The following is a 13,473-nucleotide window of genomic DNA, read 5'->3' on the forward strand; positions in this document are numbered from 1 at the left end:
CATGAACCGCATTTTGCTTGCCGTCTTCATCGTCGTCCTGGCGGGCCTGCCCTTGGTGCCGGTCACGCCCGAATTCTGGGTGACGCAACTTAACTACATCGGCCTTGCCAGCCTGGTCGTGCTGGGCCTGGTGCTGCTGACCGGGGTGGGCGGGCTGACTTCGTTCGGCCAGGCCGCGTTCGTGGGCCTGGGTGCCTACACCACCGCTTTCCTGACGACGCAGTACGACGTGTCGCCGTGGCTGGCCTTGCCCGCAGGCCTGGTGCTGACCGCCGTGGTGGCCTACCTGCTGGGCGCGATCACGTTGCGCCTTTCGGGGCATTACCTGCCGCTGGGCACCATCGCGTGGGGCCTGTCGCTGTATTTCCTGTTCGGCAATATCGACTGGCTGGGCAAGCATGACGGCATTGCCGGCATCGAACCCATCAGCGTCTTCGGCGTGTCGCTGGCCAGCGGGCGCAACATTTATTACCTGATCTGGATCTTCGTGCTGCTGGCGTTGTGGGCTACCCGCAACCTGCTCAATTCGCGGCCGGGCCGTGCCATCCGGGCGCTGAAAAGCGGCGCGGGCATGGCCGAATCCATGGGCGTGAACACGGCGGCGTACAAGGTCGTGATCTTCGTCTGGGCGGCCTTGCTGGCCTGCATTTCGGGCTGGCTCTACGCGCACATGCAGCGCGCCGTCAGCCCCAGCCCGTTCGGCGTGAACTACGGCATTGAATACCTGTTCATGGCGGTGGTCGGTGGTGCGGGCTACGTGTGGGGCGCCTTGCTGGGCTCGGGCGTCATCCTGGTGCTGAAGGACCAATTGCAAAATTGGCTGCCCAAGCTGCTGGACACCAACGCCAACTTTGAAATGATCGTCTTTGGCGTGCTGCTGATCCTGATGCTGCAATACGCCCGCAACGGCCTCTGGCCCATCCTGGCTACCTGGTGGAGCCGCATCACCGGCGCGGACGGTTCGCGCCGCAATCTGGCGCCGCCCGCGCCGGCGCCCGCGCTGCCGACACGCATGCGTCCTGAAGCCGGGCAGGTGGTGTTGGAAGTGGATGCCATCCGCAAGGAATTCGGTGGTCTGGTTGCCGTCAATGACATTACGTTCAAGGTCCGTTCCGGCGAAATCATGGGTCTGATCGGCCCCAACGGCGCCGGCAAGAGCACCACGTTCAACCTGATCAGCGGCGTGCTGCCCGTGACCCGTGGCAAGGTCACGTTCATGGGCCAGCGCATCGACAATCGTTCCGCGCGCGAGATCGCCAAGCTGGGCGTGGGGCGCACGTTCCAGCACGTGCAATTGCTGCCGGGCATGACGGTGCTGGAGAACGTGGCCTTGGGCGCGCACCTGCGCTCTGACGTGGGCGTGCTGGCCGGCGCCTTGCATTCGGACCGTGCCCGCGAAGCGCAGCTGCTGCACGAAGCCGCCGAACAGATCAAGCGCGTGGGCCTGGGCGAATACCTGTACGAACAGGCGGGCAACCTGGCGCTGGGCCAGCAACGCATTCTGGAAATTGCGCGGGCGCTGGCGTCCGACCCGGTCTTGCTGCTGCTGGACGAGCCGGCCGCCGGCCTGCGCTACAAGGAAAAACAAGACCTGGCGCGCGTGCTGGAGCAACTGCGCTCGGAAGGCATGAGCATTTTGCTGGTCGAACACGATATGGATTTTGTGATGCGCCTGACCAACCACCTGGTGGTGATGGATTTCGGCACCAAGCTGGCCGAAGGCGTGCCGGCCGACGTGCAAAAGAACCCGGCGGTGCTGGAAGCCTATCTGGGCGGCATCGATGACGACCTGCCCGAAGCGGATCAGGCCAAGCCGGTTTCGGCAGGAGGTGTGCAATGAGCGCGACGCAATCGCCCGTGCTGGAAGTCAGCAATCTGTCGGCCCGTTATGGCAAGGTTGGCGCATTGGTCGGCGCGTCGCTGACCGTGCCCGCCGGCAGCATCGTGACCGTGATCGGCGCCAACGGCGCGGGCAAGTCCACCATGCTGAACGCGATGATGGGGTCGCTGCCGCACACCGGCCATGCCGCCGGCACCGTGCACTATGCGGGCGCCGATGTGTCCGGCTGGCAAGTCGAAAAGCGCGTGGCGGCCGGCATGTCGCTGGTGCCCGAGCGTCGCGAACTATTCGGCACCATGTCCGTTGAAGACAACCTGCTGCTGGGCGGCTTCCGTCGTTACCGCGCCCGCGAAGCCGGTTGGCGCGACACGCTGAACGAAGTGTTCGACCTGTTTCCGCGTCTGCGCGAGCGGCGTGGCCAGCAGGCCGGCACCCTGTCGGGCGGTGAACGTCAGATGCTGGCCGTGGGCCGCGCACTGATGGCCAAACCCAACCTGCTGATGCTGGACGAACCCAGCCTGGGCCTGGCGCCCCGTATCGTGCGCGAGATCTTCCACATCATCGCGCGCTTGCGGGAAACGGGCGTGGCGATTTTGCTGGTCGAACAAAACGCCCGCGCGGCGCTGCAAGTGGCCGACTACGGCTACGTGCTGGAAACGGGCGAGGTCATTCTGCACGGCCCGGCACGTGAACTGGCGGGCGACCCGAAGGTCATTGAAAGTTATCTGGGCCTGGGCAAGGGCGCCGAGAAAGAATAGGCCGCCTGTGCCGACATGAAACCGGGCGCCGGCTCAGGCTGGCGCCCGGTTTTTTTTGCGCGCGGGCTTGTCCCGCACCGCGCCGCACCGCGCCGTCAGGCCGTCGGCTTCCAATGCAGGATCAACGCCTGCTCCATGGCGGGATCGGACGTGGACGGGGCACCTGTTTCGATGCGGCCCGCCAATCGGCGCGTAAAAGACGGATCGTCTTCGTCATGCACCGTAATGTCGTACCAGCCCCCGCTTGCCCCCATGTCCCAGGACAGGCTGACCGATTCGCCTGCCGCCAAGTTGGCGCTCGTCTTGCGCGGGAAATCATAGGCATTCGCTTCGATGCGAAATGCCCGTGGCGCGGCGCCTGTGTTGCGCACCGACACCTGCAACACCGCACCTGCTCCCGCGTAGGCAGCCGTGACCTCCAGCGGGGGCGGCGCATTCGGCGCGGCGCGGCCCGTGCAGTGGCGGTGGAAACCGTTAGGCCCCAACACCCACAAGTCGTAGCGGCGGTCGCCTTCCGCCGCCAGCCATCGACCTTGCAGGCGCTTGCCCGCTTGCACCGTGTACCGACGCGGCCCGTCGTCCAGGCGCAGGCGGTCATAAACGTGCAGCACCGCGCCCGCCATCCCGATATTGTCGAATTCCAGAGTGACGCTTTCGCCATCGATACGCGCGTGGGTCTGAAGCGCATAGGGCAGGGCGCGCGACGGCCGCGTGCCGGGCGGCTGGCGAGCCGGCGAGGGCTGCGCAGGCGCCGGTGGGACCACCGTGCCGGCCAGCGCGGATGCCTGCCCCGCACGCTCGGCGGTGGGCGGCAAGGCGCGCAGCAGCTCGTCGTTGTTGTTCGGTGTAGCGAAATCGAAAATGGACGTCAGGTCGCCGCACACGGCCCGGCGCCATGCGGAAATGTTCGGCTCGGCCACGCCAAAGCGCTGTTCAACAAAGCGCAGCACCGAGGTGTGGTCGAACACCTGCGAGTTGACCCAGCCGCCCTTGGTCCACGGCGACAGCACGTACATCGGCACGCGCGGCCCCAGCCCGTATACGCCGTGCAGGTGCGCCGGGGTGTCGTCCTTTTCCACGCCCGTGATGTGCTCGTGGTATTCGCCCTGCGTGTCCACCGTGGACGCACCGGCCAGCGCGCCGCCGGCATCGCGCGATGGCGGGGCAGGGGGCGGCATGTGGTCGAAGAAGCCGTCGTTCTCGTCGAACATCAGCAACAGGACGGTCTTGCTCCAGACGTCCGGGTTGGCGGTCAGCGCGTCCAGCACGCGCGCCGTGTAGTCCGCGCCCTGCGCCGGGCTGGACGGGCTGGGATGCTCGGACCCGGCCTTGGTGGCGCAGATCCAGGACACCTGCGGCAACGTTCCGTCCAGCACATCCTGGCGCAGCAGGTCCAGGCCGCGAGTGGTCAGCGCCTTGTCCTTCAGCGCGGCCAGCGATCCCGGCACGCCGTGATAGGCGTCGCGATACGCCTTGAAGCCGGCGGTGGGGTTCAGGGAATAGTTGTCGGCCATGTCCTGGTAGATGCGCCAACTGACACCGGCCGCTTCGAGCCGTTCCGGGTAAGTGGTCCAGGTGTAGGCGCCGGCGGGGTCCCCGCCCGTCAGCTTGTTATAGACGTTGCCCAACGCCGGGCCGTTGCCGCGCCCCGCGCCGTCATTGGTGCCTGTCCACACAAACAGCCGGTTGGTGTTGGTGCCGCCCGTGAACGAGCAGTGATAGGCGTCGCAAACGGTGAAGGCGCGCGCCATGGCGTACTGGAACGGCATGTCGGCCGCTTCGTAGTACGCCATGGAATGGTTTTTCTTGGCGGCGGGCCAGCGGCCCATGCGGCCGGCATCCCAGGCGTCTTGCGCGTTGGACCAGGTGTGCGGCGTGCTGGCTACGCGCACGGTTTCGAAGGCTTCCTGCGTATTCAGCCGATAGGGCAGCACCGTGCGCGGAGCGCCCTCGTCGGGCTTGTCGTTGTATTGTGCCCAGACCGTGCGATGCCGATAGTCGGGGCTGTCCGGCACTGGAATCGGAAAGCGGTCGCCAAACCCGCGCACGCCGGCAAGCGCGCCAAAGTAGTGGTCGAACGACCGGTTTTCCTGCATGAAGATCACGATGTGTTCAACATCGTGAATCGTGCCCGTGCGCTGGTTGGCCGGAATGGCCAGGGCGCGCCGGATGGCGGCGGGAAACATGGCCAGGGCGCTGCCGGCCCCGGCAAGGGCCGCGCTGTTGCGCAGGAAATCGCGTCTGCTGTGTATGGGCATTGGCTCACCTTACGGTCCGAAGCCCGATAGCCTACGCGCCTTTCCTTTTATCTGGCTGACGGCAACGGCGATGGCGATGGCGCCAGATGGGCGCGAGCTTATTTGCTGCCGGTGCTTTCCGCGTAGTCCATGTACAGCTTGTGCGCGCGGCGGGCCATGGGGCCGTATTCCAGCGCACGGTCTTCGACGCGGTTCACGTGGACGACCTTGCCGTAGTTGCCGGACGAGAACACTTCGTCGGCGGCTTCGATGTCGGCGCGGGTCAGGCTGCGTTCCTGCACGTCAACGCCATCGGCCTTCAGCAGCGCCAGCACGCGGCGGCGCGTGATGCCGTTCAGGAAGGTGCCGTTGTCCACCGGCGTGGACACGACGCCGTCCTTGGCGATCCACAGGTTGCTGGTGGCGAATTCAGCGATGTTGCCCGCGCCGTCCAGCATGATGGCGTTGTCAAAGCCCTTGTCGGCGGCTTCGCGAATGGCGCGCTGGCCGTTCGGATACAGGCAGGACGCCTTGGCGTCGGTGGGCGCCATGTTCGGCCAAGAGCGGGCGTAGCTGGAAAAGCAGGCCGAAAAGCCTTGCTCGCCGGGCATGGGCACCTTGAACACGTGCAGCACGAACTGCGTCTTGTCGGCGTCAGGCAAGAGGAAACCGTCGGCGCAGTAGAACATCGGCTTGATGTAGAGCTCGGTGCCGGCCGGGAACCGGGATACGGCTTCCAGGCACAGCTTCTGGATCTCTTCCCAGCTGATCTGGGGCTTCATCAGCATTTTTTCGGCCGACCGCACGACGCGCTGGCAGTGCAGGTCCAGGTCGGGCGTCAGGCCGCGAAACGCGCGGGCGCCATCAAACACCATGCTGGCCATCCAGAAGGCGTGGTCGGCCGGGCCCAGCAGTTTGGGGTTGTCGGTGGTCCAGTGACCGTTGTGCCAATACAGGGCGTCCATGTCTATCTTCCTTTACTCGAATTGGGGTGGCGCGGCAGCGGCGCCGAAACGTCAGGATACATGAGGAGCCGGCCGCGACCGGGCGTTTATTCGCGCGCGAGAGACGCCTGCACGCGCTCGGCCACGTCGGCCGGCACCCATTGCTGCCACACGGGTCCGTACTGCTTCAGGAAATAGCGCGCCGCGTCCTCGGGTTCCTTGCCCTCGGTTTCCAGCCAGCCCAGCGTGGCGTTGATGGCGTCGTCCGGCACGGTCAGCTTGGTCAGGAATTCAGTGACCTTCGGCGCCTGTTTGGCAAAGGCCGCGTTGACGCCAGTCACCACCGGGTTGGGCTTGAATTCGGTGGCCACGGGGTTGGTGCACTTGGGGTCCGTCATGCAGGTGTAGGCGGCTTGGTCGAACGCGGGCAGTTGCAGCTTGACCAGGTCCAGCGCACCGACCAGCGAGGTGGGCGTCCAGTAATAGAAGACGATGTCGCGCTTGCGCTTGTAGGCCGACACGATGGCCGCCTTTTGCGCGGCGCCCGAGCCGGGCGCGAACAGCGCGTAGTCCTTGTCCAGCTTCAGCGCGCGCAGCAGGTTGTCGTTCAGCGTGCCGCAGGCCCAGCCCGCCGGGCACCCGTAGATGCGGCCGCGGCCGGGGTCTTCGGGGTCGGCAAAGACTTCCTTGAAGCGGGCCAAGTCGGATGCCGCCTTCAGGTCCGGGTGGCGTTCGGCCGTATAGCGCGGCACGTACCAGCCTTCGCCCGCGTCGTACACGTGGCCCACGCCCAGCACCTTGCCGCTGGCCAAGGCCTTTTTCCAGGCCCCTTCGATCTGGCCGGGCCAGACTTCCGGCGTGACGTCCACATCGCCGCGTTGCAGGGCGGCCAGCATGGGTAGCGTTTCGCCGATTTCGACGGTGGTCTTGCAGCCATAACCGTGTTCAAGCACGTAGCGTTCAATGCCGGCCAGCACCAGGTTGGACTCCCAGTTCAAGCCGCTGAAGCGGATGGGGCGGTCGACTTCGCAAGTGGCCGATGGGGCAGAGGCGGGGGCGGCGTTGGCAGCGGGGGCAATGATGGATGAGGCCAGCGCGGCGGCCAGCGAGATTGCGCCAAGAACGGGGGCGAGCGGATGCAGATTGCGCATGGTCAGGCACCTGTGGGGTTGGGTGCGTTTTATTGTACGGGCCACGGCGCCGACGCCCAATGCAATCGGGGCCGCGTGATGCGGCCCCGAAGGAAGAACCCACCGCCGGGATTCAGGCCCGGACAGCGCGGCGCTTGTCGATGAACGCGCCGACCTCGCCAACGATGCCGCGTCGGAACGCCAGCACGCAGATAACGAAGATCAGGCCGATCACGATGGTCACCGATTCCCCCAGGCGCAGGAACCATTCCACGCCGGTCAGGTTGGCCATCATCTGGCCGAAGTCGCCCACCTTGTTTTCCAGCAGCACCACGATGAAGGCGCCCAGGATCGGTCCGGTCAAGGTGCCCAAGCCGCCGATGAGCGTCATCAGGATGACCAGCCCCGACATCTGCCAGGTGGCATCCGACAGGGTGGCCGATACGAACACCAGCGTCTTGGTCGCCCCGGCCAGCCCGGCCAATGCGGCCGACAGCACGAAGGCCAGCAGCTTGAAGCGGTCGACGTCATAGCCCAGCGAAATGGCGCGTGGCTCGTTCTCGCGCAGCGCTTGCAGCACTTGTCCGAATGGAGAGTTCACCGTGCGCCAGATGATGAAGTAACCCAGGACGAAAATGGCCATCACCACGTAGTACAGGTTGATGTCCTTGGACAAGTCCAGCATTCCAAGCAAGGTGCCGCGCGGCACGCTTTGCAGGCCGTCTTCACCGCCCGTGAACTTGGCCTGCAGGAAGAAGAAGAACACCATCTGCGCCAGCGCCAGCGTGATCATGGCGAAGTAGATGCCGCTGCGCCGAATGGCGATGGCGCCCATCGCCAGGCCCAGCAGCGCCGCCACGCCCACCCCGAACAGCAAGCCGATTTCGGTGGGAAAGCCCCACACCTTCATCGCGTGCCCGGCCGCGTAGGCCGCGCTGCCCAGAAAGGCGGCGTGCCCGAACGACAAGAGCCCGGTAAAGCCCAGCAGCAGGTTGAATGCGCAGGCAAACAGCGCGTAGCACATGATCTTCATGACGAAGATCGGGTACACCCCCAGAAAGGGAAGAGCGGCCACCACGACGGCCAATACCGCATAGCCCAGGAATTGACGATTCATTTTTCTTTTCCGAACAGCCCGGCCGGGCGGATCAACAGAACAATGGCCATGATGATGAACACCACGGTGCTGGACGCTTCGGGCCAGAACACCTTGGTCAGTCCTTCAATCACACCCAGGCCCAGACCGGTGACGATGGCGCCCATGATGGACCCCATGCCGCCGATCACGACCACGGCGAACACGACAATGATGAGGTTGGACCCCATCAACGGCGATATCTGCAAAACCGGCGCGGCCAGTACGCCTGCAAACCCGGCCAGCGCCACGCCGAAGCCGTAGGTCAGCGTAATCATGCGCGGCACATTCACGCCGAAGGCTTCGACCAGGCGCGGATTTTCGGTGCCGGCACGCAGCAAAGCGCCCAGGCGGGTGCGTTCGATCACGAACCAGGTTGCCAGGCAGACCACGACCGACGCCGCCACTACCCAGCCGCGATAGTTGGGCAGAATCATGAAGCCCAGGTTGGTCGCGCCACGCAGCGCATCGGGCGTGGGATAGGGTTGCCCCGACACGCCGTAGAAGCTGCGGAACAGCCCTTCGATCAACAAGGTCAGGCCGAAGGTCAGCAGCAGCCCGTAAAGGTGATCAAGCTTATACAGATGCTTGAGCAGTAATTTTTCGATCAATATGCCGAACAGCCCAACGACCAGCGGCGCCAGGATCAGCATGACCCAGTAGTTCAACCCCAGGTACGACAGCCCCATCCAGGCGATGAACGCGCCCAGCATGTAGAGCGCGCCGTGCGCGAAGTTGATGACGTTCAGCAGCCCGAAGATAACGGCAAGCCCGAGCGACAACATGGCATAGAAGGAACCGTTGACCAGGCCCAGTAATAGCTGGCCAAACAAGGCCTGTATAGGGATGCCGAAAAGGTCAGTCATCTTGTGAAAATCCTGCGCGTACGGATAAAAGTGAGCGAATTCAAGGTGCGGCCGCAGCCCGCGCCGGGCCGCACCCTGGGGTCACATGAGCCGAAATTACTTCTTGACCAGCTTGCAGGTGGATTCGGACAACTTGGTGTAGACCTCGTCGCCGGGCAGCGTGGCCACGACCTTGTAGTAGTCCCACGGGCCCTTGGATTCGGCCGGGGTCTTCACTTGCATCAGGTACATGTCGTGGACCATGCGGCCGTCTTCGCGCACATAGCCGCCCTGGGTGAAGAAGTCGTTGATCTTGTTCGACTTCATCCACTTGATGACGGTGTCGGCGTCGTCGGTGCCGGTGGCCTTGACGGCGTTCAGGTAGAACGACAACGACGAGTAGTCGCCCGCTTGCAGCATCGACGGCTTGCGGCCCACCTTGGCTTCAAACTTCTTGGACCAGGCGCGCGAGGCGTCGGATTGGTCCCAGTACCAGCCGTCGGTCAGGTACATGCCTTGCGTGGCTTGCAGGCCCAGCGAGTGCACGTCGTTGATGAACACCAGCAGCCCGGCCATCTTCATCGTCTTGGTCACGCCGAATTCATTGGCGGCCTTGATGGTGTTGATGGTGTCGCCGCCGGCGTTGGCCATGCCCAGGATCTGGGCCTTGGACGCCTGCGCTTGCAACAGGAAGGACGAGAAGTCAGACGCGCCCAGCGGTGCGCGCACCTGGCCCTTGATCTCGCCGCCGGCGGCTTTTACCACCGCCATCGTGTCGCGTTCCAGCGCGTGGCCGAAGGCATAGTCGGCCGTCAGGAAGAACCAGCTCTTGCCGCCGTCCTTCACCACCGCCGAGCCGGTACCGCGCGCCAGCGCCACGGTGTCGTAGGCGTAGTGCACGGTGTAGGGCGAACATTGCGCGTTCGTCAGGTCGGACGCGCCCGCGCCCACCGCGATGAACGGCTTCTTCTTTTCAGCAGCCACGGCCGCCATGGCCAGGCTGGTGGCCGAATTGGTGCCCGCGACGATGACGTCGACCTTCTGCTGGTCGAACCATTCGCGCGCGCGCGCCGAAGCAACGTCGGCCTTGTTCTGGTGGTCGGCCGAGACCACTTCGATCTTCTTGCCGTTGATGCTGCCGCCGGCGTCTTCGATCGCCATGCGGATCGCGTCCAGACCGGCCTTGCCGTCGATGTCGGAATACACGCCCGACATGTCGGTGATGAAGCCGATGCGGATGACATCGTCGGAGATACCTTGCGCGTGGGCGGTTGCCCCTGCAAATCCCAGGCCCGCCATGGCCAGTGCAGCAGTGATGGTGTGCAGCTTCATGGGATGACTCCTCTTCCCTACGGTGTTGTGTTGCCGGGGTTCCGGCGGATGACAGGTTGTTTTAGACGCCCAACAGTTCGTTGAGCGTGTCCTGTTTTTCTGAAAGTTCCGCGGCTTCGAAATGCTCGACGATCTGACCGTGCTCCATCACATAGAAGCGATCGGCCAAGGGCGCGGCGAAACGGAAATTTTGTTCCACCATGACGATGGTGTAGCCACGTTGCTTGAGCGTCGTGATCATGCGGGCCAGCGCCTGCACGATGACTGGGGCCAGGCCTTCCGAGATCTCGTCCAGCAGCAGCAGGTTGGCGCCGGTGCGCAGGATGCGCGCCACCGCCAGCATCTGTTGTTCACCGCCCGATAAGCGCGTGCCCGGCGAATTCCGGCGCTCTTGCAGGTTGGGGAACATGTCGTAGATTTCGGCCAGCGACATCCCCCCGCCCAGCGAGCCCACGACCGGCGGCAGCAGCAGGTTTTCTTCGCAGGACAGGCTGGCGAAAATTCCGCGCTCTTCGGGGCAGTAACCCACGCCCAGGTGCGCGATCTTGTAGGTCGGCAGGTCGATGGCTTCGGTGCCGTGTATGCGCACCGAACCCTTGCGTGAGCCGGTCAGGCCCAGGATGGCCCGCAGCGTAGTCGTGCGGCCGGCGCCGTTGCGGCCCAGCAGCGTGACGACTTCGCCTTGCCCCACGCGCATATCCACGCCGTGCAGGATATGCGATTCCCCGTACCAGGCTTGCAAGCCCGAGATTTCAAGTGCCGGGGTGCTCATGCGTGCGCTCCTTGGAGTTCGCCGTCGGTGGTGCCCATATAGGCCTGCATCACGGCGGGGTGGCGCGAGACTTCGGCGTACGTGCCTTCGGCCAGCACCGACCCGCGCGCCAGCACGGTGATGGTGTTGGCGATGGAGGACACGACATTCATGTTGTGTTCCACCATCAGAATCGTGCGGCCGGCGCTGACGCGTTTGATCAGTTGAGTGACGCGGTCGACGTCTTCGTGGCCCATGCCCTGCGTGGGTTCGTCCAACAACATCAGCTCGGGTTCCATGGCCAGCGTGGTGGCGATTTCCAGCGCGCGCTTGCGGCCATACGGCAGGTTCACCGTGGTCTCGTCCGCGAAGGCGCCCAGGTCCACCTGTTCGAGCAGCGCGCGCGCCGGCTCGTTCAAGGACGCCAGCCGCTTATCGCTTTGCCAGAAGTGAAACGACAGCCCGGTCTTGCGCTGCAAGCCGATGCGCACGTTCTCCAGCACGGTCAGGTGAGGAAACACCGCCGATATCTGGAACGAACGGATCACACCGCGCCGGGCGATCTGCGCGGGGCGCTCGCCGGTGATGTCGATGCCGTTGAACTTGATGGTTCCCGACGTGGGGGATAAGAACTTGGTAAGCAGGTTGAAGCATGTCGTCTTGCCCGCGCCGTTAGGCCCGATCAAGGCATGAATCTGGCCTCGCTTGATACGCAAATCGACCCCATTGACCGCGACGAATCCGCGGAACTCCTTGGTGAGGCCTTTTGTCTCCAGGATTGTGTCATCCATGTCCGCTGCACCAGCGTTGTATTTATATGGTCTCTGCCTGCCGTCATTGCGCCAAGCCCCCGAAGGGCGGAAAACCTATCGAACATCCTAAGGATCTTTCGTAGTTTTCCGATGAGTTGCCGGCGAGTATGCGGACCTCTTTATTAAAATTCCATGAGGGTTTTACATAGGTTTTGCAGTGCGGAAAGGGCAATTGTCGGCAGGCCGACAATACACGCCGCGCAAGGCGGGAAAACCCTTTTTACGACGCAATGCGTTGCAGCAAATTTGCTTTGATTGTTATCAACGCGTCATGCAATCGTGGGAAGGCGGCGCCCATGGCGGCACCGCCCGGCGCCGCATCAGGCCGGCGTCTTTTGCTTGAATTCGCACAGGTCCGAAATACCGCATTGCGGGCATTTCGGTTTGCGCGCCACGCAGATGTAGCGGCCATGCAGAATCAACCAATGGTGCGCGTCCTGGATATATTCGCGCGGGATGAATTTGACGAGCTTTTCTTCAACTTCCAGCACGTTCTTTCCGGGCGCGATACCGGTGCGATTGGACACGCGAAAGATGTGCGTATCCACCGCCATCGTGGGCTGGCCGAACGCGGTGTTGAGCACCACGTTGGCCGTCTTGCGGCCCACACCGGGCAGTGATTCCAGCGCCTCGCGCGTGGTGGGCACCTGGCCCCCGTGATGCTCCAGCAAGATTCGACAGGTGGCAATCGTGTTCTTGGCTTTGGTGCGATACAGGCCGATGGTCTTGATGTAGTCGGACAGGCCTTCTTCGCCCAGCGCCAACAAGGCTTGCGGCGTGCCGTAATGCGGAAAGAACTTGCGCGTGGCGATGTTCACCGACTTGTCGGTCGCTTGCGCCGACAGCAGCACCGCAATCAACAATTGGAACGGCGTGTCGTATTCCAGTTCGGTGGTCGGGTTGGGGTTGGCCGCTTGCAGGCGGGCGAAGATCTCACGGCGTTTGGCTGCGTTCATGACTGCGTTGGATTGCGGCGGGCCCGGGCGCGGGCCAGCGCGGATTCAATGGCGGAGCGCTTGCGGTCCTGGCTTTGTACGTCGTCCGCGGGGGCAGGCGTTGCGCTGGCGGCGGCGGGCGCTTCCGGCGCCATCAGCCGCGCGTTATCAGCGGCCAGGCGCTCGGCGCGCGCCAGATGGCTGCGATGCCGTTGGCGGCTGATGTCGGCGTCGGCATTCGTCCATGCGCGGCCGGCGGGCACCATCTGAATGCAGTCCACCGGGCAAGGCGCCACGCACAGGTCGCAGCCGGTGCACCAATCGGCCAGCACGGTGTGCATGTGCTTGTTGGCGCCCACGATGGCATCCACGGGACAGGCCTGGATGCACAGCGTACAGCCGATGCAGTGCGACTCGTCGATGCGCGCGACCAGCAGCGGGCCGGGTTCGCCGCGCTCAAGGTCCAGCGGCAGGGCAGGGGTTTGCAGCAGTTCGGACAGCGCGGCAATGCCGTCGTCGCCGCCCGGCGGGCAGCGGTTGATGGGCGCCGAGCCTTGCGCGATGGCGTCGGCGTAGGGCCGGCAGCCGTCGTAGCCGCACTTGGTGCATTGCGTCTGCGGCAATAAGGCGTCGATGCGGTCGGCAAGTGAACGACAGGACATGTAAGGCCAATAAAAGAAAAAGGGGCCACTCGGGCCCCGTGGAATACGGATCAGGCTTGAGAAGGCGCGGGCCAGGCCCGCGCGTCAGTTGC

12 protein-coding genes are annotated in these 13,473 nt (G+C 64.3%); 2 read left to right on the plus strand and 10 right to left on the minus strand.

The annotated features are described in order from the left end of the window. Position 1: 1 nt before the first annotated feature. Positions 2-1,840 carry a branched-chain amino acid ABC transporter ATP-binding protein/permease gene (locus AC6LJY_RS01760; RefSeq protein ID WP_498135140.1) on the plus strand — a complete coding sequence of 613 codons (1,839 nt, stop codon included), beginning with the start codon at positions 2-4 and terminating at the stop codon, positions 1,838-1,840. Further along, on the plus strand, positions 1,837-2,598 hold the full coding sequence (locus AC6LJY_RS01765) for an ABC transporter ATP-binding protein (protein WP_046802568.1): 762 nt from the start codon (positions 1,837-1,839) through the stop codon (positions 2,596-2,598). Before AC6LJY_RS01760 ends, AC6LJY_RS01765 begins: the two co-directional genes overlap by 4 nt. Positions 2,599-2,693: 95 nt before the next feature. On the opposite strand, the gene AC6LJY_RS01770 is transcribed toward AC6LJY_RS01765, so the two are convergent. From AC6LJY_RS01770 to rsxB, 10 genes are all read right to left on the minus strand, one after another. Then, positions 2,694-4,850, minus strand: coding sequence for a phosphocholine-specific phospholipase C (locus AC6LJY_RS01770; RefSeq protein ID WP_498135151.1), 2,157 nt, complete (start codon positions 4,848-4,850; stop codon positions 2,694-2,696). Positions 4,851-4,954: 104 nt separating this feature from the next. Next, positions 4,955-5,800, minus strand: a complete 846-nt coding sequence (locus AC6LJY_RS01775) for a branched-chain amino acid aminotransferase (protein WP_046802569.1) — start codon at positions 5,798-5,800, stop codon at positions 4,955-4,957. An 86-nt stretch (positions 5,801-5,886) separates the two neighbouring features. After that, entirely contained in the window at positions 5,887-6,930 is a 1,044-nt protein-coding gene (locus tag AC6LJY_RS01780; RefSeq protein ID WP_314362053.1) for a glycine betaine ABC transporter substrate-binding protein, read from the minus strand. A 112-nt stretch (positions 6,931-7,042) separates the two neighbouring features. Continuing rightward, positions 7,043-8,026 (minus strand): branched-chain amino acid ABC transporter permease, encoded by a 984-nt coding sequence (locus tag AC6LJY_RS01785; RefSeq protein WP_498135141.1) that lies wholly within the window; start codon positions 8,024-8,026, stop codon positions 7,043-7,045. Further along, complete coding sequence (locus tag AC6LJY_RS01790) at positions 8,023-8,910, minus strand: branched-chain amino acid ABC transporter permease (protein WP_046802572.1); 888 nt, start codon at positions 8,908-8,910, stop codon at positions 8,023-8,025. Before AC6LJY_RS01790 ends, AC6LJY_RS01785 begins: the two co-directional genes overlap by 4 nt. Positions 8,911-9,006: 96 nt before the next feature. Then, positions 9,007-10,221 (minus strand): ABC transporter substrate-binding protein, encoded by a 1,215-nt coding sequence (locus AC6LJY_RS01795; protein ID WP_104142997.1) that lies wholly within the window; start codon positions 10,219-10,221, stop codon positions 9,007-9,009. Between the two features lie 61 nt (positions 10,222-10,282). Continuing rightward, positions 10,283-10,993 carry an ABC transporter ATP-binding protein gene (locus tag AC6LJY_RS01800; RefSeq protein ID WP_006223796.1) on the minus strand — a complete coding sequence of 237 codons (711 nt, stop codon included), beginning with the start codon at positions 10,991-10,993 and terminating at the stop codon, positions 10,283-10,285. Continuing rightward, a complete protein-coding gene (locus AC6LJY_RS01805; protein ID WP_046802574.1) occupies positions 10,990-11,763 on the minus strand; it encodes an ABC transporter ATP-binding protein in 774 nt (257 codons plus the stop codon). The genes AC6LJY_RS01800 and AC6LJY_RS01805 overlap by 4 nt, the downstream gene beginning before the upstream one ends. Before the next feature lie 341 nt (positions 11,764-12,104). Continuing rightward, on the minus strand, positions 12,105-12,740 hold the full coding sequence (nth, locus tag AC6LJY_RS01810; protein ID WP_046802575.1) for an endonuclease III: 636 nt from the start codon (positions 12,738-12,740) through the stop codon (positions 12,105-12,107). Continuing rightward, positions 12,737-13,381, minus strand: a complete 645-nt coding sequence (gene rsxB, locus AC6LJY_RS01815) for an electron transport complex subunit RsxB (RefSeq protein WP_498135142.1) — start codon at positions 13,379-13,381, stop codon at positions 12,737-12,739. The genes nth and rsxB overlap by 4 nt, the downstream gene beginning before the upstream one ends. Positions 13,382-13,473 lie beyond the last annotated feature (92 nt).

This window comes from Achromobacter sp. RT286_PF (assembly GCF_059760425.1).

Bases quoted from the DNA above. Each gene is read 5' to 3' on its own strand.
- AC6LJY_RS01760 (WP_498135140.1), top strand. From the start codon at position 2: ATGAACCGCATTTTGCTTGCCGTCTTCATCGTCGTCCTGGCGGGCCTG.
- AC6LJY_RS01765 (WP_046802568.1), top strand. From the start codon at position 1,837: ATGAGCGCGACGCAATCGCCCGTGCTGGAAGTCAGCAATCTGTCGGCC.
- AC6LJY_RS01775 (WP_046802569.1), bottom strand. From the start codon at position 5,800: ATGGACGCCCTGTATTGGCACAACGGTCACTGGACCACCGACAACCCC.
- AC6LJY_RS01780 (WP_314362053.1), bottom strand. From the start codon at position 6,930: ATGCGCAATCTGCATCCGCTCGCCCCCGTTCTTGGCGCAATCTCGCTG.
- AC6LJY_RS01785 (WP_498135141.1), bottom strand. From the start codon at position 8,026: ATGAATCGTCAATTCCTGGGCTATGCGGTATTGGCCGTCGTGGTGGCC.
- AC6LJY_RS01790 (WP_046802572.1), bottom strand. From the start codon at position 8,910: ATGACTGACCTTTTCGGCATCCCTATACAGGCCTTGTTTGGCCAGCTA.
- AC6LJY_RS01795 (WP_104142997.1), bottom strand. From the start codon at position 10,221: ATGAAGCTGCACACCATCACTGCTGCACTGGCCATGGCGGGCCTGGGA.
- AC6LJY_RS01800 (WP_006223796.1), bottom strand. From the start codon at position 10,993: ATGAGCACCCCGGCACTTGAAATCTCGGGCTTGCAAGCCTGGTACGGG.
- AC6LJY_RS01805 (WP_046802574.1), bottom strand. From the start codon at position 11,763: ATGGATGACACAATCCTGGAGACAAAAGGCCTCACCAAGGAGTTCCGC.
- nth (WP_046802575.1), bottom strand. From the start codon at position 12,740: ATGAACGCAGCCAAACGCCGTGAGATCTTCGCCCGCCTGCAAGCGGCC.
- rsxB (WP_498135142.1), bottom strand. From the start codon at position 13,381: ATGTCCTGTCGTTCACTTGCCGACCGCATCGACGCCTTATTGCCGCAG.